Origin of the sequence: Vogesella sp. XCS3 (assembly GCF_020616155.1) — a bacterium.
Lineage (GTDB): Bacteria > Pseudomonadota > Gammaproteobacteria > Burkholderiales > Chromobacteriaceae > Vogesella.
Window position 1 is genome coordinate 2,602,501 of record NZ_CP085530.1, and the last position, 21,165, is coordinate 2,623,665.

18 protein-coding genes are annotated in these 21,165 nt (G+C 64.2%); 3 read left to right on the top strand and 15 right to left on the bottom strand.

The features are described from left to right. Positions 1-76: 76 nt before the first annotated feature. The 8 genes from LCH97_RS12430 to LCH97_RS12465 form a co-directional block, all read right to left on the bottom strand. Positions 77-1,057, bottom strand: a complete 981-nt coding sequence (locus LCH97_RS12430; RefSeq protein ID WP_227301959.1) for a carbonic anhydrase — start codon at positions 1,055-1,057, stop codon at positions 77-79. A 138-nt stretch (positions 1,058-1,195) separates the two neighbouring features. Further along, positions 1,196-2,074 (bottom strand): DMT family transporter, encoded by an 879-nt coding sequence (locus LCH97_RS12435; protein WP_227301960.1) that lies wholly within the window; start codon positions 2,072-2,074, stop codon positions 1,196-1,198. A gap of 110 nt (positions 2,075-2,184) precedes the next feature. After that, a complete protein-coding gene (locus tag LCH97_RS12440) occupies positions 2,185-3,792 on the bottom strand; it encodes a methyl-accepting chemotaxis protein (RefSeq protein ID WP_227301961.1) in 1,608 nt (535 codons plus the stop codon). 98 nt (positions 3,793-3,890) lie between these two features. Beyond that, on the bottom strand, positions 3,891-5,210 hold the full coding sequence (locus tag LCH97_RS12445; protein ID WP_227301962.1) for a sigma-54 dependent transcriptional regulator: 1,320 nt from the start codon (positions 5,208-5,210) through the stop codon (positions 3,891-3,893). Continuing rightward, entirely contained in the window at positions 5,207-6,991 is a 1,785-nt protein-coding gene (locus LCH97_RS12450) for an ATP-binding protein (protein WP_227301963.1), read from the bottom strand. Before LCH97_RS12450 ends, LCH97_RS12445 begins: the two co-directional genes overlap by 4 nt. Positions 6,992-6,994: 3 nt before the next feature. Continuing rightward, entirely contained in the window at positions 6,995-7,363 is a 369-nt protein-coding gene (locus LCH97_RS12455) for a DUF1850 domain-containing protein (RefSeq protein ID WP_227301964.1), read from the bottom strand. Next, complete coding sequence (locus tag LCH97_RS12460) at positions 7,363-9,390, bottom strand: TRAP transporter permease (RefSeq protein WP_227301965.1); 2,028 nt, start codon at positions 9,388-9,390, stop codon at positions 7,363-7,365. The genes LCH97_RS12455 and LCH97_RS12460 overlap by 1 nt, the downstream gene beginning before the upstream one ends. Positions 9,391-9,565: 175 nt before the next feature. Beyond that, positions 9,566-10,507: a TAXI family TRAP transporter solute-binding subunit gene (locus LCH97_RS12465; protein WP_227301966.1), complete on the bottom strand. Its 942-nt coding sequence runs from the start codon at positions 10,505-10,507 to the stop codon at positions 9,566-9,568. Between the two features lie 274 nt (positions 10,508-10,781). Between LCH97_RS12465 and LCH97_RS12470 the strand changes: the two genes are divergently transcribed. Beyond that, positions 10,782-11,873: an NAD(P)/FAD-dependent oxidoreductase gene (locus tag LCH97_RS12470; RefSeq protein ID WP_227301967.1), complete on the top strand. Its 1,092-nt coding sequence runs from the start codon at positions 10,782-10,784 to the stop codon at positions 11,871-11,873. On the opposite strand, the gene LCH97_RS12475 is transcribed toward LCH97_RS12470, so the two are convergent. Genes LCH97_RS12475 through LCH97_RS12485 form a run of 3 tightly spaced genes read right to left on the bottom strand, consistent with a single transcriptional unit; the run spans position 11,823 to position 13,976 of the window. Further along, a complete protein-coding gene (locus tag LCH97_RS12475) occupies positions 11,823-12,407 on the bottom strand; it encodes a hypothetical protein (protein ID WP_227301968.1) in 585 nt (194 codons plus the stop codon). The two genes, LCH97_RS12470 and LCH97_RS12475, sit on opposite strands and share 51 nt — an antisense overlap. Beyond that, positions 12,404-13,183 (bottom strand): ABC transporter substrate-binding protein, encoded by a 780-nt coding sequence (locus LCH97_RS12480; protein WP_227301969.1) that lies wholly within the window; start codon positions 13,181-13,183, stop codon positions 12,404-12,406. The genes LCH97_RS12475 and LCH97_RS12480 overlap by 4 nt, the downstream gene beginning before the upstream one ends. Further along, positions 13,176-13,976 carry an MOSC domain-containing protein gene (locus tag LCH97_RS12485; RefSeq protein ID WP_227301970.1) on the bottom strand — a complete coding sequence of 267 codons (801 nt, stop codon included), beginning with the start codon at positions 13,974-13,976 and terminating at the stop codon, positions 13,176-13,178. Before LCH97_RS12485 ends, LCH97_RS12480 begins: the two co-directional genes overlap by 8 nt. Before the next feature lie 228 nt (positions 13,977-14,204). Here LCH97_RS12485 and LCH97_RS18805 point away from each other — a divergent pair, with 228 nt between their 5' ends. After that, positions 14,205-15,509 carry a PAS domain-containing methyl-accepting chemotaxis protein gene (locus LCH97_RS18805; RefSeq protein ID WP_304956714.1) on the top strand — a complete coding sequence of 435 codons (1,305 nt, stop codon included), beginning with the start codon at positions 14,205-14,207 and terminating at the stop codon, positions 15,507-15,509. Between the two features lie 53 nt (positions 15,510-15,562). On the opposite strand, the gene LCH97_RS12500 is transcribed toward LCH97_RS18805, so the two are convergent. Together LCH97_RS12500 and LCH97_RS12505 are read right to left on the bottom strand one after the other, a co-directional pair. Continuing rightward, entirely contained in the window at positions 15,563-16,516 is a 954-nt protein-coding gene (locus tag LCH97_RS12500; RefSeq protein ID WP_227301971.1) for a questin oxidase family protein, read from the bottom strand. 152 nt (positions 16,517-16,668) lie between these two features. After that, complete coding sequence (locus LCH97_RS12505) at positions 16,669-17,469, bottom strand: helix-turn-helix transcriptional regulator (protein ID WP_227301972.1); 801 nt, start codon at positions 17,467-17,469, stop codon at positions 16,669-16,671. Positions 17,470-17,562: 93 nt separating this feature from the next. Between LCH97_RS12505 and LCH97_RS12510 the strand changes: the two genes are divergently transcribed. After that, on the top strand, positions 17,563-18,777 hold the full coding sequence (locus LCH97_RS12510) for an MFS transporter (protein ID WP_227301973.1): 1,215 nt from the start codon (positions 17,563-17,565) through the stop codon (positions 18,775-18,777). 96 nt (positions 18,778-18,873) lie between these two features. Here LCH97_RS12510 and LCH97_RS12515 read toward each other — a convergent pair whose 3' ends face one another. After that, the gene (locus LCH97_RS12515; protein WP_227301974.1) at positions 18,874-19,575 is read right to left on the bottom strand and encodes a BPL-N domain-containing protein; all 702 of its coding nucleotides are present in this window, start codon (positions 19,573-19,575) and stop codon (positions 18,874-18,876) included. 93 nt (positions 19,576-19,668) lie between these two features. Further along, positions 19,669-20,991, bottom strand: coding sequence for a hypothetical protein (locus tag LCH97_RS12520; protein ID WP_227301975.1), 1,323 nt, complete (start codon positions 20,989-20,991; stop codon positions 19,669-19,671). Between the last annotated feature and the right edge of the window lie 174 nt (positions 20,992-21,165).

The following is a 21,165-nucleotide window of genomic DNA, read 5'->3' on the forward strand; positions in this document are numbered from 1 at the left end:
GATAAGCGGTAGCACAGTAGCCTGGGTGCCGGCTGTACACCGCCGCTTATCTGGTCAAATGATAAAACTACCCCGATTAGTGGCCGCCTGCCGGTGCTGCGCTCATGCCGGTAGCGGCATTGAAGAAGTTGCCGGCCTTGGTTAGCGCTGCCAGCTTGGCCGGGTCGGTCTCACCGTTGATATTGGTGATGATGAGTTTGCCCTTGCCTTGCTTGTAATCATTGCGGAAGTCGTAAAAGGCACCGATAACGGCGAGCTTGCCGGATTCCACTTCGCCACCGAATTTCAGCATGGCGGATTCCACCTGGTTGTTCACGTTCATCAGTACGCCTTCGTTGACGTTGATGCCTTTGGGGATATTGATGGTGAGCAACTCTTTCTGGATGGGGCGCTCCAGTTTGCTGAAGTCACCGCTGGCCGCCGCCACGGCACCGCAAACCGCGTGGCCAATGAACATCAGCAGCGGGGTGTTGAGGTGGCGTACGCCATATTCGATCGAGCCTTCCGAGGTAGCCAGCTGGTTACCGATATTGCGCACCATGAACAGGTCGTTAACCGCATCAGGGTGGAACGCATTGCTTTGCACTCGGGAATCGGCACAGGTCACCACGGTGGCGCGCGGCGTTTGCTTGCTGGCGAATTTGTCGAAATAGCTGCTGTTATTGCGCTTCATGTAATTGGTGTTGGCCGCCAGCATGGCTTTTACCAGGTTTTGGACTTTGCCGGCTTCGCTGTCATGGCCGTGGCCATCGTCCTGGGCATCACCATGCCCTGCAGCAGCACCGTGCGCACTGACTTTGCCATGGCTGGCCGCAGGCTTGTGGCTGCTAGCCGGACGGGCGTGGCCGGTGGTCGTAGCTGGCTTATGCACCGCCGAGGCTGTATGGATAGCCGGGCGGCGCAGCGGATGGATGGATGGTGCCAAGGCTTCGGGTGCTTTGGCCTCTGCCGGTGCGCCATGGCCAGCCGCCTCTGCAGGCTTGGCGGCCTCGGCAGGGGCGGCGTGGCTGGCCGCTGCTTTTGGCGGGGCGGCGGGGGCATGCGCGTCGTTTGCCATGGCCGCTGTGGTGCCGAGTGTAAGTAGCGCGCCAAGCAGCGCTTTAACCATCCCCTTGTATTCCATATGGACACCTTGCAAATTTATGTGAGCTTTTAACAGTATCGGCGTTAGCCGGGAAAACTCAATTGTCTGATATCAGTCTTTTGCCGTGCGTGGGCGCATCTGGCTAAGCAATACGCCGCCTAACACCATGGCGCAGGCAAACGCCTGGGTAGTATTAAGTGTTTCGTCCAGATACAGCCAGGCCAGTACCAGCGTAAACAGCGGGATGAGGTTGATAAACGCACCGGCCAGCGCAACGGGCACTTTGCCCACCGCCCAGGTATACATGCCGTAAGCGCCCAGCGTGATACAGGCGCCCAGGTATAGCACCCATAGCATGGCGTCCAGCGGGTAGTGTTGCGGCCAACTACCCCATGGCGTGAGCAGCGCCGCGCCAAACCATACACTGCCCATCAGGGTTTGCGTGGCGGTGATGACCAGCGCGGAATAACGGGTAGAGAGCTTCTTGGCAATCAACACGTAGCCGGTTGCGCAGAGCATGGCGAGGAACTCCAGCAAATTACCCAGTACCGGGTTGGGGGCGCTCGCCTGCGCTTCGCTACCGCCGGTCAGTACCAGCACCCCGCCCAGCGATAGCGCCAAGCCCAGCCAGACCGTACGCGGCTGCCGGTCTTTCAGCAGAAAATGCGCGCCGACCGCCACCAGTAGCGGCAAGGTGGCCGTAATCATGCCGGCTTGCGATGCGCTGGTATGCAGCAGCGCTTGCGCCTCGAACAAGAAGTACAGGCAGGGCTCGCACAGCCCCATCAGCAGTAGCCAGCGCCAGTCGCCGGCCTGGTAGCGCCAGCGTTGGCCGCGACGCAGCAGAAACGGCAGCATGCAGACACTGGCGATGATCATGCGGCAGAACAGCACGAATAGCGGGTCGAAGACGGCAAACACCGTCTTGAGGGCGATAAATGAGCTGGACCACAGCAGCATGGCTGCGGTGAGGGCGATATAGGGCAACATGGTGACGCCTGTCATGCGTAGAGCGAGCGGGCGAGTGTGACGCAGCGGCATGCTGGCGTCAAAACGACTGCGGCCAACCCCAGGGTTGGCCGCACACGGGATGAATAGCCTTACAGCTTATAAGCGGAAACGGTTTGCTGCATGCTGGACGCCAGCTCGCGCAGGCGCTGCGCCTGGCTGGATGCCTCGCCGGCAGCGACCGCGTTGTCGGTAGCCATGCTGGCTACCGCCTCTACCTGATGGGCAATGCCATTCGTGGCAGCGCCCTGTTCGCGGATGGCCAGGGTAATTTCCCCTACCAGCTCACAGCTTTGAGTGGCACTGCTCACGATATCGCCCATCACTTCGCTGGCACGCCCGGCTTCGGCCACGCCGCCATCCACCCGCTCGACCGCCGCCTGCATGCGGGAAACCGCGCTGCCGGACACACTCTGGATGGCACTGACGCTGGCTTCGATTTCCTGGGTAGACAGCGCGGTACGCTCGGCCAGCTTGCGCACCTCGTCGGCCACCACGGCAAAACCACGGCCCATTTCGCCGGCGCGAGCCGCCTCGATGGCCGCGTTCAGCGCCAGCAGGTTGGTCTGGTCCGCCACATCGCGAATCACCGATACCACACTGGCGATTTCGCGGCTTCGCTCGTCCAGCTGCGCCATATTGCCCGACGCCTCACCCACGGCGGACGAAATGGCATGAATGCTGCCGACGGTGCTGTCGATCACCTTGCGGCCACCGCCAGCGCTGGCACCCGCGCTACGTACCAGCTGGTCGGCTTCCTGCGCCCGGTCGCCAACATGGTTGATACTGACCGTGATTTCTTCCAGTGCCGCCGCCATCGCTGCCGCCGATTCAGACTGTACGTCCGAGCCGTGCGCTACCTTGTGCGCCGCCCCTGCTACGGCTTCGGATGCTTCGTTAATCTGGCGGGCACCATCCATGATCCGGCTCAGGCTGCCACGCAGGCTGTCGATCAGCTGGTTGAAAGCCGTGAGCATTTCCGCGATTTCATCTTTGCCCTGGACCTGGGCACGGCGGGTAAAGTCCAGGTTACCGGCAATGTCCTGCATCAGCTGGCGTGCGCCACCCAGGCCACGGTTCACCTGGCGGTACAGCGTAAAACCGATAATGCCCACCAGCAGCGCGCCCAGCGCGGTCAGCGCGATGGTGATTCCCAGCGATTGGCCCTGGATGGCAGCCGAACTCACTCGGTTTTGCTCTACATAGGTATTGTTGTACTTGGCGTGCTTATCCAGCGCAGCCACCGCTTCATTGATTGCTGGCAGATTACGTTCGTACAGTACACGGGCTTCTTCGGTACGCTGCTGGCGCGACAGATCCAGAATGTTTCCATAGAAGCTCCATACCCGCTGCAACTTCTGGCGCTCGTCATCCAGCAAGCGTTTGTCTTCCGGGTCTGCTACCAACTCTTCATAAGATTTGAGCGATGCCTCGGTCAGGTTACGCTGCTCTTTCATTTCGGCTTCAATCGCCTGCAGACGGCTAGCATCGGTATTGATGACGTGCAGCAAGACCAAGCCGTTGTAATCCAGAAAATTGGCACGGGCATCGGCCAATAACTGAATGCTGGCAATGGTGGTTTCCGAGTCGTCCAGTAGCCCCTGGAAGCGCTTGAGCTGCCAGATCGCACCGCTACCCAACACCAGCATGCCCAAGACAGTGATCGATACCAGCAGGCCGAGTTTATGCGCAATTTTCATTACTTCCCCTTATGCAGATTCTTATAGATTTACACTTTAGATAGTATGCGCATTTTTGCGGGGCAATGATGAAATCTGTGCGTCCGCCAGCCTCTTGTTTACGGCCGGCGATAATCCGCAGGCTGGATGCCGTAGCGCACCAGCTTGTCGTACAAGGTTTTGCGGGCAATGCCCAGCGCTTGGGCGGTAGCGGACACATCCCCCGCCAGGCTTTGTAAAGCCGCAACAATGGCACGTGCCTCGAACTGCTCTACCTGCCGTGGCAGGCTGGCGTTGCTACACGGGGCGTCATCGTCCAGCCCCAGCACCCAGCGCTCGGCCGCGTGCGCCAGCTCGCGCACATTGCCCGGCCAGGGGGCCGCCATCAGGGCGGCCAGGTTGGCCGCAGACAGCGCGGGTGCCGGGCGGGCAAAACGGGCGGCGGCCCGCTGGGCAAAATGGTGGAATAGCTGCGGGATATCCTCGGCACGCTCGCGCAGCGGCGGCAGGCGCAGGGTAACCACGTTCAGCCGGTAGTACAGGTCGGCACGAAAACGCCCGGCCGCACTTTCCGCTTTCAGGTCCAGCTTGGTGGCGGCCACCACCCGGCACTGCACCGGGTGGGCACGGTTGCTGCCCAGGCGCTCCACACTGCGGGTTTCCAGCACACGCAGCAGCTTGGCCTGCAGCGGCAGGGGCATGCCTTCTATTTCATCCAGAAACAGCGTGCCGCCGTGCGCGTACTCAATCTTGCCGATGCGGCGTTTGCTGGCGCCGGTATAGGCACCGGGTTCGGCGCCGAACATCTCGCTTTCAAACACCGTTTCCGGCAAGGCGGCACAGTTGATGGCCACAAACTCGCCACGGGCACCCGGCCCGGCCTGGTGCAGGGCGCGGGCCACCAGCTCTTTGCCGCTGCCGGTCTCCCCCAGTACCAGTACGTCGGCGTCGGTACCGGCTACCGTGGCCAGCCGGGCCTTGAACTGCAGCATGGCCGGGGCGTCGCCCAGTAGCAGGCTGTCTATGCCGTTGCCGGACAGGCTGGCACGCAAGCGGCGGTTTTCCAGCTGTAAACGCCGCTGTGCCATAGCCCGGCTCACGGCGTCGATCAGGCGGTCGCGCGGCCAGGGTTTTTCCAGAAAATCCCAGGCACCATCACGCATGGCTTGTACCGCCATGCCGACGTCGCCATGGCCGGTTACCAGTAGCACCGGCAGCTCGGCATCTTGCTGGCGCAAGCTGGCAAACAGCTGCAAACCGCTCATACCCGGCAGGCGTACATCGCTCAGCACGATACAAGCAGGGTTGGCCGCAAATTGTGCGAGCGCGGCTTCGGCACTGCCGCAGGCCTGCACGCTAAAGTCGGCCAGCTCCAGCGTCTGGGCACAGGCTTCGCGCACGGAGGCATCGTCTTCTACCAGCAAGATATAGGGTGTCATGGGGTATCAGTATCCGTTTGCGGCAGGTGCAAGGTAAAGCAGGCACCGCCTTGCGGCAGGTTTGCCGCCTCTATATTGCCACCAGCATCGCGCACGATACCGGCCACAATCGCCAGCCCCAGACCCAGGCCGTGGCCATAGGCTTTAGTAGAGTAAAACGGCTCCAGTACCCGTTGCGGGTTATCCGCGGGCAGGCCGGGGCCATTGTCGCGCACGTGCAAAATGGCCTGCCCAGGCGCGGATTGCAGGGTGATGTAAATGTCGCGCTGCGGCTGCTGGGCCATGGCATCGGCAGCATTACGCAGCAAATTGCCCAGCAGCTGTTCTGCGGCCAGCGGGTCGAGCGGCAGGCTGGCTGCGGGCGGGTACTGCCAGTGGCAATGTACACCGCTATTGGCCAAGGCCTGCTCCATCACCTGCTGCAGCTCGGCCAGGGGGGAGTCGCCATGTACCGGGCGGCGGGTGGCAAACAGCTTGAGTTCTGCCGTCATGGCGGCCAGCTTGTCTGTTTCACGCAGGATGCGCCCCAGGTTGCCATCTGCCTCATCCAGACGGCTACGCGCCAGAAACAGCCGCGTGTTGTCGGCAAAACTGCGCAGTGCCGCCAGCGGCTGGTTCAGCTCGTGGGCAATACCGGTGGCCATGCGGCCCAGTGCAGCCAGCTTGCCGGTACGGATAAGCTCGGCCTGGGTGTCGCGTAGTGCCTGCTCGGCTTGTAGTCTTTCCGAGACTTCGTCCTGCAGGCGCAGGTTGGCCGCAGCCAGCTCGGCGGTACGCTCGGCCACGGTGCGCTCCAGCGTGAGCTGGGCGGCCAGCCGCTCGCGCACGCGGCGCAAGCGCAAACGTGCATACAAGGCTGCCAGCGTCAGCACCAGCAAGGCCAGGCCGCTGACGGCTCCGGCCAGCCAGGCCTGCTCGCGCGCGGGCCGGGTATCGCCGAGCAACATCATGCGCCAGCCCAGGCGGCCAACCTGGCGGCTAACGATCAGATAATCTTGTCGCCCCAGGCTGAGGCTATCGTTGCCGTGCCAGATGAATGGCAGGGTTTGCAGGGGTGAGGTGTAGTACTGGCGGGTATTGGCCAGCCGGGTACGCACATCCTGTGGCAAAGGGGCCAGGGTGGCAAACTTCCAGGCGCTACTGGCGGCCAGGGTCACCACGCCTTGCAAGTCGGCTACCAGCACACGCTCGCCACTGCGCGCCCAGGCCGACTCCAGCGGGGACAGGTCGATCTTGGTTACCACCACGCCTTGTACCTCGCCTTGCAGCCACACCGGGCGGGCAATGAACATGCCGGGCTGGCGCGTGGTGGCACCCACACCAAAGAAGCGGCCGGTTTCCCCGCGCAGCGCAGCACGAAAATAAGGGCGAAAAGCGTAGTTATTGCCTATCAGGCTGTCGCCGCTTTGCCAGTTGCTGCTGGCCAGCGTCGTGCCCTGGCGGTCCAGGACAAACAGCTGGGCGGTACCGGCTTCGCCATTCACATCGGCCAGGTAACGGTTGATGCGCGCTTGCAGCGCAGGGTTGGCCGCATCGCCCAGTAGCTGGCTTACATTCGGGTCGCGCGATACCACATAGGGCAAGGCTTCAAAGCGGTCCAGCTCGGCGTCCAGCGCCGTGGCGTACAGCGCCAGCCGGTGCGACAGCACCTCGCGCAGCTCGCCTTGCGCCGTACGCCAGCTGGCCCAGCCACTCAGTGCCGCGATCAGGGCGATAAGCAGCAGGCCAAACAGCAGACGCGCGGGCGCCCGCTGCGGCGGGGGGGCTGGCTGGGTGGTCACGGCTTAATCCTTGCAAGGTGCTACGGTGGTGACAGTATCGTCGGCGGGCAGCCAGTGCCACAAGGGCTGGCAAGGCTGGCCGGGCAGGCACAAGCGGTAGTCCGGCACGTAGGCGCTGCGCGTCAGGCGCAGCGCCGGTACCCGCAGTGGCAGGGTGTAGGTCCAGGCACCGTTTTGCCACACGGCCCCGTCGGGCACCTCCATGCCGGCACCGCTACCTCGTACTGTCGCGGCGGCAAGCAGCAGGCCATCCGGCGCTACCTGCCATTGCTCTTGCCAGTCTATCTTTTCGATAGAGTGCGTCCACACCAGGGTAAAAGCCGTCACCAGCAGCTTGATGCTGGTGACGGCGGTCGTCAGGCACAGTGCCATCAGGCTTGCTGCAACACGGGCTGACGACGGTGGCGGTACAGGTGCCAGGCCACGAACACGGCGCTGGCGGCAAAGCCCAGCTCGTCGGTCAGCGGCAAGGCCGCCACCAGCAAGCACGCGGCCAAAAAGGCCAGCACCCGCTCGCCCAGCAGCAGGTGGCGCAGCCAGAAACCGATGGCCACCACACCCCATAGCGATACCGCCAGCAGCGCCTTGCCAAAGGCGTAGCCTGCGGCCAACCAGTCAGCCTCGCCGCTGAACTGCAGCATCAAGGCCGGCGCATACACCGCCATATACGGCACGATAAAGCCGGCAATGGCGATCTGCACCGCACGGATACCGATCTTCAGCCCCGACTCGCGCGCGATGGGTGCGGCGGCAAAGGCGGCCAGCGCTACCGGCGGGGTCAGGTCAGCCATGATGCCGAAGTAGAACACGAACATGTGCGACACGATCAGCGGCACCCCCAGATCCAGCAGTGCCGGTGCCGCAATGGCACTGGTAATGATGTAGTTGGGGATGGTGGGAATGCCCATACCCAGCACCAGGCAGGTAATCATGGTGAGGACCAGCGACAGGAACAGGCTATGGCTGCCCAGCGCCACCACATAACCGGCAAAGGTCGTGGCAATACCGGTCAACGTGATACTGCCGATGATCACCCCCACCAGCGCGCAGGCCACCCCTACCGGCAGGGCGTGCATGGCGCCGTCCACCAGGGCGGTGTAAGCAGTACGCAATACCGGGCGGCCATCCTGGCGCAGCCACAATGCCACGGCCAACACGGCAATTACGGCGATGGGCACAATAATGCCGCCCTTGGCAAAGCCCGCCGTGAGCAAGCCCAGACCCAGCCAGAAGATAACGCGCAAGGCCGTACCGCGAATGCGCAGTGCCAGCGCCGAGCCAAAGATCAGGATCACCGTCAGTACCAGACCCATCATGCCGGAGAACAGCGGCGTGAAACCGGCAAACAGCAGGTAGACCAGGCCCAGTAGCGGCAGCAGCAGGTACCACTGTTCGCGCACCGCTTTCCACGGGTCGGGGCATTCCGCCTTGGGCAGGCCCACCAGCCCGGCGCGGCCGGCCTCCAGATGCACCATCCAGAAGGTAGTAAAGAAATACAGCACCGCCGGCAGCAAGGCCGCCTTGCAGATATCCACGTACGGTACGTTGATGGTTTCGGCCATGATGAAGGCCACCGCGCCCATCACCGGCGGCATGATCTGGCCACCCATGGAGCTGGTGGCTTCTACCGCGCCGGCAAAGTCGGCCTTGTAGCCGAACTTCTTCATCAGCGGAATGGTGAACTGGCCGGTGGTCACCACGTTGGCCACACCAGACCCGTTAATCGTGCCCATCAGGCCGGACGAAATCACCGCTACCTTGGCCGGGCCACCACGGGTATGCCCCACCGTGCCCAATGCAAAGTCGTTGAACAGGCGAATCATGCCGGCTTGTTCCAGAAAGGCACCAAACAGGATGAACAGAAAGATATAGCCGGAGGACACATAGGTCGGCGTGCCATAGATGCCTTCGGTGCCGAATGCCAGCTGGCCGACGATCTGGTCCAGCCCGTAACCGCGGTGCGCCAGATCGCCAGGCAGGTATTCACCAAAGGCGGCGTAGCCCAGAAAAGTCAGGCAGATCAGCGGCAGCGCCAGGCCCATCACCCGGCGGGCACCTTCGAACACCAGCAGCAGGGTAACAATACCCACGCCCATGTCCAGCGAGGTCATCTCGCCGGCGCGCTGGATCAGGTCGGCCTCGAATACCCAGTGATAAAACGCCAGCGCAAACGACAAACCGGCCAGCGCGTAACCCGCCAGCCCGCCCCCTGCCCCGCGCTGGCCACGGGTGTTATACAGCTGGAACACCAGCAACAGCAAAAAGCCCACGTGCAAAGCACGCACCACACTGCTGGATAGCGGGCTGAACGCGGCAGTAATGATCTGGAAAACAGAAAACAGCAGTGCTGTCAGCAGAATGCTGCGCGGCAAGCTGCCCTGTTGTTGTGAGTCACTCATGAAACCTCTCCTGCAAAAGCCCTGGCGTGGCGCACAGGCCGTGCCGGCAGGCCAACCCCCGTTGTACCTGCCGCCAGCACTGCCTGCGGCCAACCTGGCTAAACCTGAAACCAAGGTAAAACACAGCCACCCCACGCTTGGCGACAGCGCCGGGCTGGCTGCGTATTGGTGGCGCTTATTTCAGCAAACCGGCTTCGCGGTAGTATTTTTCCGCCCCCGGGTGCAGCGGCATCGGCAGGCCTTTCAGCGCGTTGGCCGGGTTGAATGCCTTGATGGCGGAGTGCGCATTGGCCAGTACCGGCAGGTTGGTAAACAGCTGCTTGGTCATCATGTAGACCGTGGCGTCCGGCACCTTGTCGTGCGTTACCAGCAGGTTGTTGATGGCCACGGTCGGCAGGTCGGCCGGCAGGTCGTCATAGGTTTTGGCCGGGATCTTGGCTGGCTGGTAGGCCGGGTCGCCGATGCGGGCTACCACGTCGGCCGGAACCGCCACAAAGGTCACTTTCAGCGCATTGGCCAGATCACGGATGGATGCTACCCCCAGGCCGGACGATTGCAGCGTGGCGTCCAGCTGGCGGTTTTTCATCAGCTCTACCGACTCGCCAAACGGCAGGAACTCCACCTTGGCAAAGTCCTTGTAGCTCAGGCCGGCCGCCTTCAGGATGGCGCGCGCGTTCAGCTCGGTACCCGACTTGGGCGCGCCTACCGAAATGCGCTTGCCTTTCAGGTCGGCCAGGGTTTTTACCCCCGACTCGCTACTGGCCACGATCTGGATGTAATTGGGGTAAATGGACGCCACCGCGCGCAGCTTCTTCAGCGGCTGGGCAAAGCCCGCCTCGGCATCGCCCTTCCAGGCGTCGGCCGCCGCATCCGCCAGCGAGAAAGCGATTTCGCCACGCCCGGCCTGCAGCAGGTTCAGGTTTTCTGCCGATGCCTTGGTGGCCTGTACCGACACCTTGGCATCCGGCATGGCCTTGCCGTACAGCTGCGACATGGCCACCCCTACCGGGTAGTACACCCCGCTGGTACCACCGGTCAGCACGTTGATGAACTCGGCACCGTGGGCAAACGGGCTCAGGGCCAGGGCCAGGCTGAAGGCTGCAATAGGCTTTTTCATGCGGTCTCTCTCCTTTGTCGGGCTGCGTTGCCAGCCCTGTTGTGTTGTGCAAAAGCGCCACAGACAGAGCAGGCCGCGTGCCAAGCCGCCAGAGCAAGCCAAAAAACCATTGAAAACAAGCACCTGGGGCGCCATGCGTGCTCATCCCGCCGCCGCAAGTGTGTAGAAACCCGCACACAGCCCGGTACGCCGTGCGCTTTCCCGCACAGCACGACCAGCCGGGCTTTACCCACCCGGAGCCGCGCAGTACAAAGCCGGCAAGGAGAGCAAACAGATGGACAAAATCGATACGGTGGTCATCGGGGCTGGCGTCGTCGGCCTGGCTTGCGCGCGCGCACTGGCCCAGGCTGGGCAGGACGTGATGATCGTGGAACAGGAAAGCGCCATCGGCCAGCACACCAGCAGCCGCAACAGCGAGGTGATTCACGCCGGCATCTACTATGCACACGGCAGCCACAAGGCCCGGCTGTGTGTCACCGGGCGCGACATGCTGTACCGCTACTGCGCCGAGCGCGCCATACCGCACCAGCGCATCGGCAAGCTGCTGGTGGCGGTAGACGCCGCCGATACCGGCAGGTTGGCCGCATTGCAGCAGCACGCCGCGGCAAATGGCGTAGCACTGGGCTGGCTGGGCCAGGCCGCGCTACGCGAACGCGAGCCGGCATTGCAAGCCCACGCCGCCCTGCACTCGCCCGACACCGGCATCATCGATAGCCATGCGCTGATGCAGGCGCTGCTGGCCGATGCCGAACACGCCGGCGCCCTGCTGGCGCTGGCGTCGCCCATACACGGCGGCCGCGCCTGCGCCGACGGTATCGTGCTGCAGCTGGCTGAGGGCTATGAGGTACTGGCGCAGCGTGTGGTCAACGCGGCCGGCTTGTGGGCACCGGCACTGGCGCAACAGCTGGCTGGCGTTCCACGTGAAACCATCCCCACGCCCTACTACGCGCGCGGCGTGTACTTTGCCCTGGCCGGGCGCAGCCCGTTTTCACAGCTGATCTACCCGCTGCCCGAGCCGGGCGGCCTGGGCACGCACCTGACGCTGGACCTGGGCGGCCAGGCACGCTTTGGCCCGGATGTGGAATGGATTGATGGCGTGGACTACACCGTAGACGCCGGCCGCGCCGAACGCTTTTACCGCAGCATACGCCGCTGGTGGCCGGCGCTGGCCGACGGTGCGCTGGCGCCCACCTATAGCGGCGTGCGGCCCAAGATCGTGCCGCAAGGTGCGGCCGATGGCGATTTTGTGTTGCAGGGGCCGGCGGTACACGGCGTGCCCGGGCTGGTGAACCTGTACGGTATCGAGTCGCCGGGGCTAAGCGCCAGCCTGGCCATTGCTACCGAGGTGGCCAGCCTGCTGCGTTAGGGCCATCCGGGCTACCGCCCGCAATATACGCTGGCGGATCAGCCCGCTCACCGGCCGTATCAGGTACCAGTACGGCAGAAAACGCCGGTAGCTGGCCGGCGTGGGGCAGGCCACCCGTGTTTCGGTGCACAGCAGCGTCTGGCCACCCGGCTGCGCGCTTACCGTAAAACCCAGCACCAGGCGCGGGCAAGACAACGTGGCAAAAGCGGCAGCATCGGCAATGGGTTGCAGCCCGTAGTCGCTACGCCAGAACTCCCCCGCCAGCCCCCATACCAGCTCGTGCTCGCCCTGCGCCAGCAGGGTGAATTCGTGTAGGCCAAACGGCGGCTTGTGCGGCAGGGCATTGGCGTAGCCCAGCCGTGCGGCCAACCTGCCGGGCAACTCGCGCAGCGCGATACAGCGGCTTACCCACGGGTCTTGCCACTGTGGCAGCTGCGCCAGCGCCTGCATCAGCGCGGCAGGGCTAGCGGCCACGCTGCGCTGGTGGCGCTCGGCAAACTGGTATTGCGGTAGCAGCGTGTGCAGCAAGCTCATGGCTGCGGTTCGGCGTCGTAGCGGCGGAAGATGGCGTTGTAGCGGCCGTCGTTCTTCATTTCACGCAGGCGGTAGTCGATGCGCTGGCGCAGTACCGGGTCGCGCCACAGCACGGTGGCCTCGCGCGGGGGCAGAATGGCAAAGAAGTCTACCGCCTGACGGGTATCCACCGCGGTTTCGCCGTGCAAATGCTTGCGGTACCAGTCCAGCACCAGGCGGTCGGCCAGAATCACATCCACGCGGCCGGCGTACAGGCTTTTTACTTGCTGGCGCTGGTCGCCGGTTTCGTTGTAGTGGCCCTGCGATACCGCCTCCAGGCGGTCGAAGCTGTCCGGCATGTCGTTTTGCGCGCCATCCCACGCCAGAATATTCAGGTCGACCAGGTCGGCGGTGCGCTCCAGCTTGAGGTGGCGCTTTTGCAATGCCATGGCCAGGTTATCAAAGGTGTGCAAGGGCCTGCCCAAGGAGCCTGGCAAGTTGGCCTGCTTCTGCGCCTGGGGCGATACATCATAGATGGCGTCTACTTCGTTACGACGGAACAGCGCCATGCGGCGCGCTATCGGGTAGTACACCGGGTGTAGCGCCAGGCCTTCGGCCTGCAAGGCCTCGCGCAGCAGCTCCACGGCAATGCCGGGGCGAGCGCCTGCACTGACCCAGGGTGGGCTGTTTTCGGGAAACGCTACCTTGATCACGGTAGCAGCGTGCGCCGGCCAGGCCAGCAGCAGGGCCACCAGCCCGCACCACGGGGCACGCATGGGGCGAGTGGTGTTAGTCAAAAGCCAGCTTGCTTTCCAGAATGGTCAGTGGGTCACCCAGCTGCAGCACGCCACTATTACGCGCGACCAGGTTCACGCCAAAGCACACGCCCTCTTCCAGGCGGCGGTAGCCTATCAGCGTGGCCAGCGGCTGCTTGTCCGGGTGAGGCTGCGCGGTGTCCGGGTCGATGGTCGTAAAGATGCAGCGCGTGCAGCGGCTGACTACCTCGAACTCTACCTCGCCAATGCGGATGCGCTGCCACTCGTCTTCCTCGAAGGCAAAGGCGTCGTCCACCACCAGGTTGGGGCGGAACTGGCGCATGGACACCGGTGCGGCCAACCTTTGGTTCAAGTCGTCCAGCGAGGCCTGGCTGATCAGCAAAAACGGCGCGCCGTCGGCAAAAGACAGCGGCGTCACGCCGTCCTTGAATACGCGGGTAGTCTGCCCCAGCCACAGCAGTTGTACCGGCTCGGCCAGCAGCTGGCTAAACCAGGCATCGGCCGCCGTATCGCCGCATAGCGCGGTGAACTCGTTTTTCCATACCTGGGCACGGTGCGGCTGGGCAAAGCGGCCGGTATCGGTAAGCAGCGGCGTCAGACCCGGTGCCGTAAACTGCCACGCGCCCTCACCTGCCCCTTCCGCCTCGACCTGTACCAGTGCCGGGTGGGTACGGGCGGTAATCTGGCTGCCATCCGGGCGTACCACCAGCCAGACACGGTCGTCCGCCAGGCCTTGGGCGGTAACCGTGGCACGGCCAAGCGCCTGGCCACGGCAGGATTTCAAAGGGTGGATGAACAGCTGGGTCAGGGCCATGGCGCATGCTCTGTAAAAGGACGCACTAGGCTAGCGCCGCAAGGGGGTTTTAGCAATGCGTAGAAATGCCTGTTTGTCAGGCCGATTGGCCAAGGCACTTTTATTGAAACAATAAAGCCTGCTTAGATGGCGTACATTGCAATACAGCACAGGCTTGGCTTAAATGAAGTCAGCCACACTTACCTTAGCGAATGCCAGCGCACACTGGCTGGAAGGGCTTACTGCACTATGTTCAACAAGCATCTGAAACAGGAAATTGCCGATCTCCAAACCCAGGTCAAGCAACTGCGCGCACTGGAAGCAGCCATCAACCGCTCCACTGCGGTGATCCATTTTGACCTGAACTGCAACGTGACCGCCGCCAACGCCAACTTTCTGCGCACCATGGGTTACGAGCGGCTGGAGCAGATACTGGGCAAACCGCACAGCCAGTTCTGCGACAGCGCCACCAGCAACAGCCCCGATTACAAACAGTTCTGGGACAAACTCAAACGCGGCGATTTTTTCAGTGGCCAGGTACGCCGCCAGAACGCGCAAGGCCGCACGGTATGGCTGGAGGCCACGTATAACCCCATCCTGGATGAGCGCGGCCAGGTAAGCGGCTTTGTCAAATTCGCCACCGACATCAGTGACGAAGTCGATCGCGCCCAGCACGACCACGCGGTACTGCAAGCACTGGACCGCGCCATGGCCACCATCGAATTCAATATCGATGGCACCATCGTCACGGCCAACCAGAACTTTCTGCACACCATGGGTTACCGTCTGGAAGACATCCGCGGCCAGCACCACCGTATCTTTTGCGATAGCGCATTTGCCGGCAGCAGCGAGTACGAGCAACTGTGGCACACCCTGCGCCAGGGCCAGTTTTTCAGCGGGCGGGTACAGCGTGTGAACAAGCAGGGCCAGCCGGTATGGCTGAATGCCAACTACACCCCGGTAGTGGACGCGCACGGCAAAGTCAGCCGGGTCATCAAGTTTGCCAACGACATTACCGAGCGCATCCTGCAGCAGCAGCGCGAGCTGGACAGCGCCATGTTTGCCTACCAGACCTCGAAAGAAGCCCACGGCCAAGCCAATGAGGGCGTGCAGTACCTCCAGCAAAGCGTGGCCGAAATCCGCAATATGGCCGGCAGCATCGACACGGCCAGCCGTAATATCCAGAGCCTGGGCGAACGCTCGCAGGCCATTACGTCCATTGTGCAGACCATCCACGATATTGCCGACCAGACCAACCTGCTGGCGCTGAACGCCGCCATCGAAGCCGCCCGCGCCGGGGAAATGGGCCGCGGCTTTGCCGTGGTCGCCGACGAGGTACGCAAGCTGGCAGAACGCACCTCGGTATCCACCACCGAGATTACCCAGATGGTGAAAGACATCCAGGTACAAACCGGCACCGCCGTACAAAACATGGCGCAGGCCAACGATAGTGTTAGCAAAACGCAAAGTGCCGGCGACAGCATGCAGCAAATACGCGAAGGAGCCGAAAAGGTGGTGTCGGCCATCGAGCAGCTCACCGCCAGCCGCCACTAAGCCACCACGGCAACACCCTACCGGCTCAGTCAGCTTCTGACCGGGCCGGTTTGCTATTGGCCTTGCAAGCTGGCAGCCAGGCCCAGCCAGCGCGCGTCGTCGTCCAGTGCGGCCAACTGCAGCACGCTGAATAGCAGCTTGCAGTCGTGGTCGCCGGGCAAGGGCTGCAGGGGCATCAGTGCAGCCGGCTCGCACGGCGGTGGCAAGGCAGGTTGGCCGCAGCGTAGCCACAGCGCCAGCGTGGCCGCCTGCAACTGCCGCGCGGTGGCTACCGGTACCTCGGCCAGGCCCAGCGCCCGCGCTACGCTCAACGCTGCCTGCCAGCCGGTAAGCAGGTGCAATACATCAAAATCGCGCGTGGCCAGATATAGCCGTGCCGCACGCCAGCGTGCCTGCGCGGCCGGCTCCGGCGGCCAGTGCGCCGGCAATTGGCCACTGGCGTGCAGCTGCTGCAGCACGTCGACAATATCCTCCGCGATCAAGCCATAGCGGCTGGCCAAGGGCTGCCAGCCGGCCAGGCGCTGGTACAGTGCGTCCAGCGTGGCACACGGCGGCGCGGTGCCCGCCAGCACGGGCTGCGACCGCGCACAGGCCAGGCCGTAAGCCAGCGCCGCCACGGTTTCATCGTGTACCCCGGCACGCAGCGCGTAAGCCAGGCGGATCACGCCGTGAAAACTGCCGCCCAGCGGCTGCGCCAATACCGCGTGCATGGCCTGCGGCCAACTATCGGGCTGGGCGGCCAGGTAACGGCGCAGCGCCGCTTCGGCATCGGGGTCGCCCACGCCTTCCTGCCAGTGGCCGATGGGGCGCATATCGTCGTGCAGCGGTGCCAGCCGTGGCAAACCGGCCTGCAAGCAGGCCTGCAGCGTGTCGGCGTCGGCCCCCAGCGCGGCGCGGGCGTGCAGCACCATGGGCAGGTGGTTGCTCAGACCCTGATGGTGGCTGCCGGCGTAGGGGTACAGGCTGGATAGCAGGCCAGGCAACAGGGACAGTGTGGGCGGGTTCATGGCGGCACCATTAAGTAAACATATTTATTTACATAATAGGTTATTTCCGACTAAATCAGTCAACAATTTTATCCCCAGCCCCGCGCAGCGCCTGCCCCGCTGCGGCCAACCCTGTGGATAAGTTGGCCGCCCTGCCCTGCTGGCTGGCCAGCTCAGCGCTCGCCGTCACCCGGCAGCGGGTTGGCAAAAAAGGCGCTGGGTGCCACGCCAAACTGGCGGCGGAACATGGCGGTAAAAGCGCTGGGGCTGGCGTAGCCGGCAGACAGCGCCACGTCCAGCACGCGGGCGCCGGTGGCCAGCTGCGCCAGCGCGTGCATCAGCCGGGCCTGGCGCCGCCAGGCGCCAAAGTTCATGCCGGTAGCGCGCTGGAAGCGGCGCTGCAGCGTACGCACGTCCACCCCCAGCCAGGCCGCCCAGTGTTCGCTGCTGCGTTCGTCGTCCGGCTGCGCCTGCAGCTGGCGGCACAGCGGCGCCAGCAAGTCGTCGTCCGGCGTGGGTAGCGCCAGCGGTAGCGTTTCCAGCACTTCGCACTCCTCCAGCAGCAAGGCCAAGAGGCGCGCGGCGCGGGTATCGGGCAACACCGGCGGCGGGATGCGCACGGCAGCCAACAGCAGCTCGCGCCACAGCGGCGTGACCGCCAGCACGCAGCACTGCTGCGGCATGCCGGCCAATGCGTACGGCTGCACGTACACGCTGCGCACCTGCGCCGGGCTGAGCATGTGCACCTCATGCCAGTGGCCGGGCGGAATGTAAATGGCGCGGCTGGGCGGCACGATCCACTGCCCGCGCGGAGTGAGGATGCGCATCACGCCGGCAATGCCGTACAGCAGCTGGGCCGTGCTGTGGGTGTGGCGCACGGTGGCGTAGCCGGCCGGGTAGTCCTGGGTTTTGCCTATCATCAGCGTGGCGCTGGTGAGCAGCGGCGGGTTGATGTCTTCGACTGGGGCGTGCATGCCGTTTTCTCGATAGTTGATGCCCGTACGCAGCAGGACAGGCAGGAGCAGCCATTCTAGGATGGGCTACCTTCCCCCCACAAGGAGCCTGTCATGAACACCACAACTTCCGCCGCCCCGGCTGCGGCCAACCCTGCCGGCCCCGGCGCGCAACCGCACTGGCGCGTGATCGGCGCCGTGAGCGTGGCGCACTTTCTGAACGACATGATGCAGTCGCTGATCCTGGCCCTCTACCCGCTGCTGAAAGGCAATTACGCGCTGAGCTTTGCCCAGATCGGCCTGCTTACCCTGGTGTACCAGTGCACCGCCTCGCTGCTGCAGCCGATGGTGGGTATTGTTACCGACCGCCGCCCGCAGCCCTACGCCATGATGCTGGGCATGCTGTCCACACTGGCCGGCCTGCTGCTGCTGTCGCAGGCCACACAATACGGCTGGCTGCTGGTGGCCGCCGCGCTGGTAGGTACCGGCTCGTCCATCTTTCACCCCGAATCGTCGCGCGTGGTGCGGCTAGCCTCGGCCGGGCACAAGGGCCTGGCGCAGTCGGTCTTCCAGGTGGGCGGCAACGGCGGCACCGCCACCGGCCCGCTGCTGGCCATGCTGCTGATCCTGCCCTACGGCCAGGGCAGCCTGGCGTGGGTGGCGCTGCTAACGCTGGTGGCCATGCTGGTGCTGTGGCAGGTGGGCAACTGGTACCGCGCGCAGCTGGCGCACGCGGCGCAGCGCAAGGCCAGCGTGGCGGCCAACCCGCTGTCGCCGGCCGACACGCGCAAAACGCTGGCGGTGCTGATGGCGCTGGTGGTGACCAAGTACACCTATATGGCCAGCCTGCACAGCTACTTCACCTTCTACCTGATCGAGCGCTTTGCCCTGCCCACCGCCACCGCGCAGCTGTACCTGTTTGCCTTCCTGCTGGCCGTGGCCGTGGGCACCCTGCTGGGCGGGCCGCTGGGCGACCGCATCGGCCGCCGCCGCGTGATCTGGTTTTCCATCTTCGGCAGCGCGCCGTTTGCGCTGGCGCTGCCGCACGTGGGCCTCACTGCCACGCTGGCGCTGGTAGTGGTGATCGGGCTGATTCTGTCGTCGGCGTTCTCGGCCATCCTGGTGTACGCGCAGGAGCTGCTACCGCAAAAGGTAGGCACCATCTCCGGCCTGTTTTTTGGCCTGGCGTTTGGCGTAGCCGGCCTGGCCGCCGCTGCCCTGGGCCAGCTGGCCGACCACGCAGGCATCCAGGCCGTGTACCAGTGGTGCGCGTGGCTGCCGCTGGCCGGCATCGTGGCGGCGCTACTGCCCGAGCTGCGCCGCCGCTAGCCACACCGCCGCCCGAAACAAGGTTGGCCGCACACCATTACGGCGTGCGGCCAACTGTGGTGAAAGCCTGTGGCGCTTGGCAGTGCCAGCCAGCGGCTATTTCAGCGTACGGATAAGCTGGCGGAACAAGTCCTGGTTCAGCCCGTACTGCTGGCTGAGGCCATCTTCCTGATACCAGCTGCTATCGGCCTCCAGATGGGGGCCGATCAGCAGCACCTGCCCGCGCCCAAAGCGGGCCGACAAGGCCGCAATGCGCTGCGTTGCGCTGTAGCGCGCCAGCACACGGGCACCGGCAGGTGGCTGCCGGTACAGATGCGGGCCGCTCTGGTTGTACACCATGCGCGGCGTCGCGCCCCAGCGTATAGCCAGCAGCGACGGTGCCGGGTCGGCAGTTTCCGCGTGCAGCTCGTCTATGTCCACCAGGCCAAAGGCACGCCGCCCCGCCGCCTTGTCGCTGTACTGCGCGGCCAGATACGCCCCCGCGCAGATACCCAGATAATGCCCACCCTGCGCCACAAAGCGCCGCAGCGCCGCCACCTGGCCGGGGCGCAGTACATCCAGGGTTTCATCGATATCGTCCGAGCCGCCGGGCTGTACATAAACCTGCACCTTGCCCAGCGTTTTTGCGCCAAGCGTATGCTGATCCACGTACACCACGCGGTCGCCGGCAGCACGAAACAGCGCCGCCACCGTCTGCGGGCAGCCCTGACACGTGCCGGGGCCATTAAAAATGGCCACCGTTCTGGCCTGCGCCAGCCCGGACAATAACAGCAGCCCTAACACCGCCAAGCGCTTCATCCATACCCCCTTGAGCAAGATGCGCCCACCGGCCGGCAGGTGCAGCCCGCTACGCTGTCATGGCCCACACCAAGCAGCAAGCTGGCCGGCAGGTCAGGCCAGCGCCACCCCTGCCATCAGCAGCGCATAGCACGCCAGCGGCAGCTGCAAAAACCACCAGCGCGCACGGCGCTGATCCACCGCAAAGCTGCACGCCGCGCGGTACGACACCACGCACGACCACAGCGTAAACAGCAACATCAGCAAGCCCCAGCCCGCAGCGGCCTGATGCGCAGCCACAGGCCCGGCGTACAGCGCCGTCTGACATAGCGCCAACAGCAACAGCGGCAGGCTCTGTACCAGATCCTGATACACGTATACCAGCCGCGCCTGCGCTACCGGCACCTCGCCCGCGCCGCACCAGCGCAGCCGCCGCCGGAACCACCAGCCACCCAGCCAGCGCAGGATCACGCCATTCAGCGCCCCCACCGCCAGCACCAGCAGCCAGTACCGCCCCCACGACTCCGCCAGCCAGCTCGCCAGCGCCGACGCCTTGTCCGCCGCCGCCTGGCCCAGGTATTTGTCTACCCGCGCCATGGCATAGCTGATGCCACACAGCCACGCCACCGCTAACGCCTCCGGCCGCAGATGCAGCCAACCATGGCTGGCAAAAAACGACGTTGGCCGCATGAACAGCACCAGCAAGGCGCGCGGTGACAAAGGCGACAGCCGCGTGGCCGCCGGCTGCGGCGTAGCCGACGCCAGCGCATCGCCCAGCTGCGCCAGCACCGCCTCGGCGTACAGCAGCGCACCGTCCGGCTGGCAATTGAGCAAGCGCGAGCGGCTACGGCTGGCGTTGAGGTCCAGCGGGTTCGGCTCCACCACCTCGGACGCCTCCATCAAACCCATGCCCTGCGCCAGCGCCGCGTCCACCGCCTGCCAGAACACCGCCAGCCGGCCATCGGAAAACTGCTGCTCCAGCATGGCACGCACGTGCGGGTCGCTATCGGCATCGCGGCGCAAAGCCTGTAGCGAGGCATAAGGCAGGTACACCCCCGCGCAGTAATTGTGCGTAAGCACATTATCAAACTGGCCCTGCCGATACGCTGGTGGCACCAGCGTGCGCCAGTCGCCGATATAGCGCGCCATCACCGGGTCGTCGGCCAGAAAGGAAAACGCGCCGCCACGAATATAGTGATGCTGCCGCAAAAAGCCGGTGACGATGGCCACATAGAACGCGTGCCCGCTATTAAACGGCACATCCGGCGGCAGGCTTCTGGCCTCGTCCAGCCGCAAGGCCAGGTGCGCGGCATCTTCTTCGCCCAGCCCGGCCTGCACCGCCAGCTGTTGCGCCGCCTGCGGGTTATCCAAGGCGGCGAAATACAGCTCGCTGACGTCGTTTTCACCCAGCGGGTGATAGCTGATATCCCAACCCATGAACTGGCCTTTGCTGAATATGATTGGACAATGCGGCCAACTATTGGCCGGTGGTGGTGGTTAAAAAGCGAGGCTGGGGTAAGCCGGTGGTGCATCCGGGAACGGGGCAGTGAAAGAATTGGCTGCCTATTCCGGCATTGAAAAGCACCCTGAATGCGGCTTTGCCTTATCTGG

Excerpts from the sequence above, each read along its gene's own strand:
- LCH97_RS12430 (WP_227301959.1), bottom strand. The coding sequence starts at position 1,057 with ATGGCAAACGACGCGCATGCCCCCGCCGCCCCGCCAAAAGCAGCGGCC.
- LCH97_RS12435 (WP_227301960.1), bottom strand. The coding sequence starts at position 2,074 with ATGTTGCCCTATATCGCCCTCACCGCAGCCATGCTGCTGTGGTCCAGC.
- LCH97_RS12440 (WP_227301961.1), bottom strand. The coding sequence starts at position 3,792 with ATGAAAATTGCGCATAAACTCGGCCTGCTGGTATCGATCACTGTCTTG.
- LCH97_RS12445 (WP_227301962.1), bottom strand. The coding sequence starts at position 5,210 with ATGACACCCTATATCTTGCTGGTAGAAGACGATGCCTCCGTGCGCGAA.
- LCH97_RS12455 (WP_227301964.1), bottom strand. The coding sequence starts at position 7,363 with ATGGCACTGTGCCTGACGACCGCCGTCACCAGCATCAAGCTGCTGGTG.
- LCH97_RS12460 (WP_227301965.1), bottom strand. The coding sequence starts at position 9,390 with ATGAGTGACTCACAACAACAGGGCAGCTTGCCGCGCAGCATTCTGCTG.
- LCH97_RS12465 (WP_227301966.1), bottom strand. The coding sequence starts at position 10,507 with ATGAAAAAGCCTATTGCAGCCTTCAGCCTGGCCCTGGCCCTGAGCCCG.
- LCH97_RS12470 (WP_227301967.1), top strand. The coding sequence starts at position 10,782 with ATGGACAAAATCGATACGGTGGTCATCGGGGCTGGCGTCGTCGGCCTG.
- LCH97_RS12475 (WP_227301968.1), bottom strand. The coding sequence starts at position 12,407 with ATGAGCTTGCTGCACACGCTGCTACCGCAATACCAGTTTGCCGAGCGC.
- LCH97_RS12485 (WP_227301970.1), bottom strand. The coding sequence starts at position 13,976 with ATGGCCCTGACCCAGCTGTTCATCCACCCTTTGAAATCCTGCCGTGGC.
- LCH97_RS18805 (WP_304956714.1), top strand. The coding sequence starts at position 14,205 with ATGTTCAACAAGCATCTGAAACAGGAAATTGCCGATCTCCAAACCCAG.
- LCH97_RS12500 (WP_227301971.1), bottom strand. The coding sequence starts at position 16,516 with ATGAACCCGCCCACACTGTCCCTGTTGCCTGGCCTGCTATCCAGCCTG.
- LCH97_RS12505 (WP_227301972.1), bottom strand. The coding sequence starts at position 17,469 with ATGCACGCCCCAGTCGAAGACATCAACCCGCCGCTGCTCACCAGCGCC.
- LCH97_RS12510 (WP_227301973.1), top strand. The coding sequence starts at position 17,563 with ATGAACACCACAACTTCCGCCGCCCCGGCTGCGGCCAACCCTGCCGGC.
- LCH97_RS12515 (WP_227301974.1), bottom strand. The coding sequence starts at position 19,575 with ATGAAGCGCTTGGCGGTGTTAGGGCTGCTGTTATTGTCCGGGCTGGCG.
- LCH97_RS12520 (WP_227301975.1), bottom strand. The coding sequence starts at position 20,991 with ATGGGTTGGGATATCAGCTATCACCCGCTGGGTGAAAACGACGTCAGC.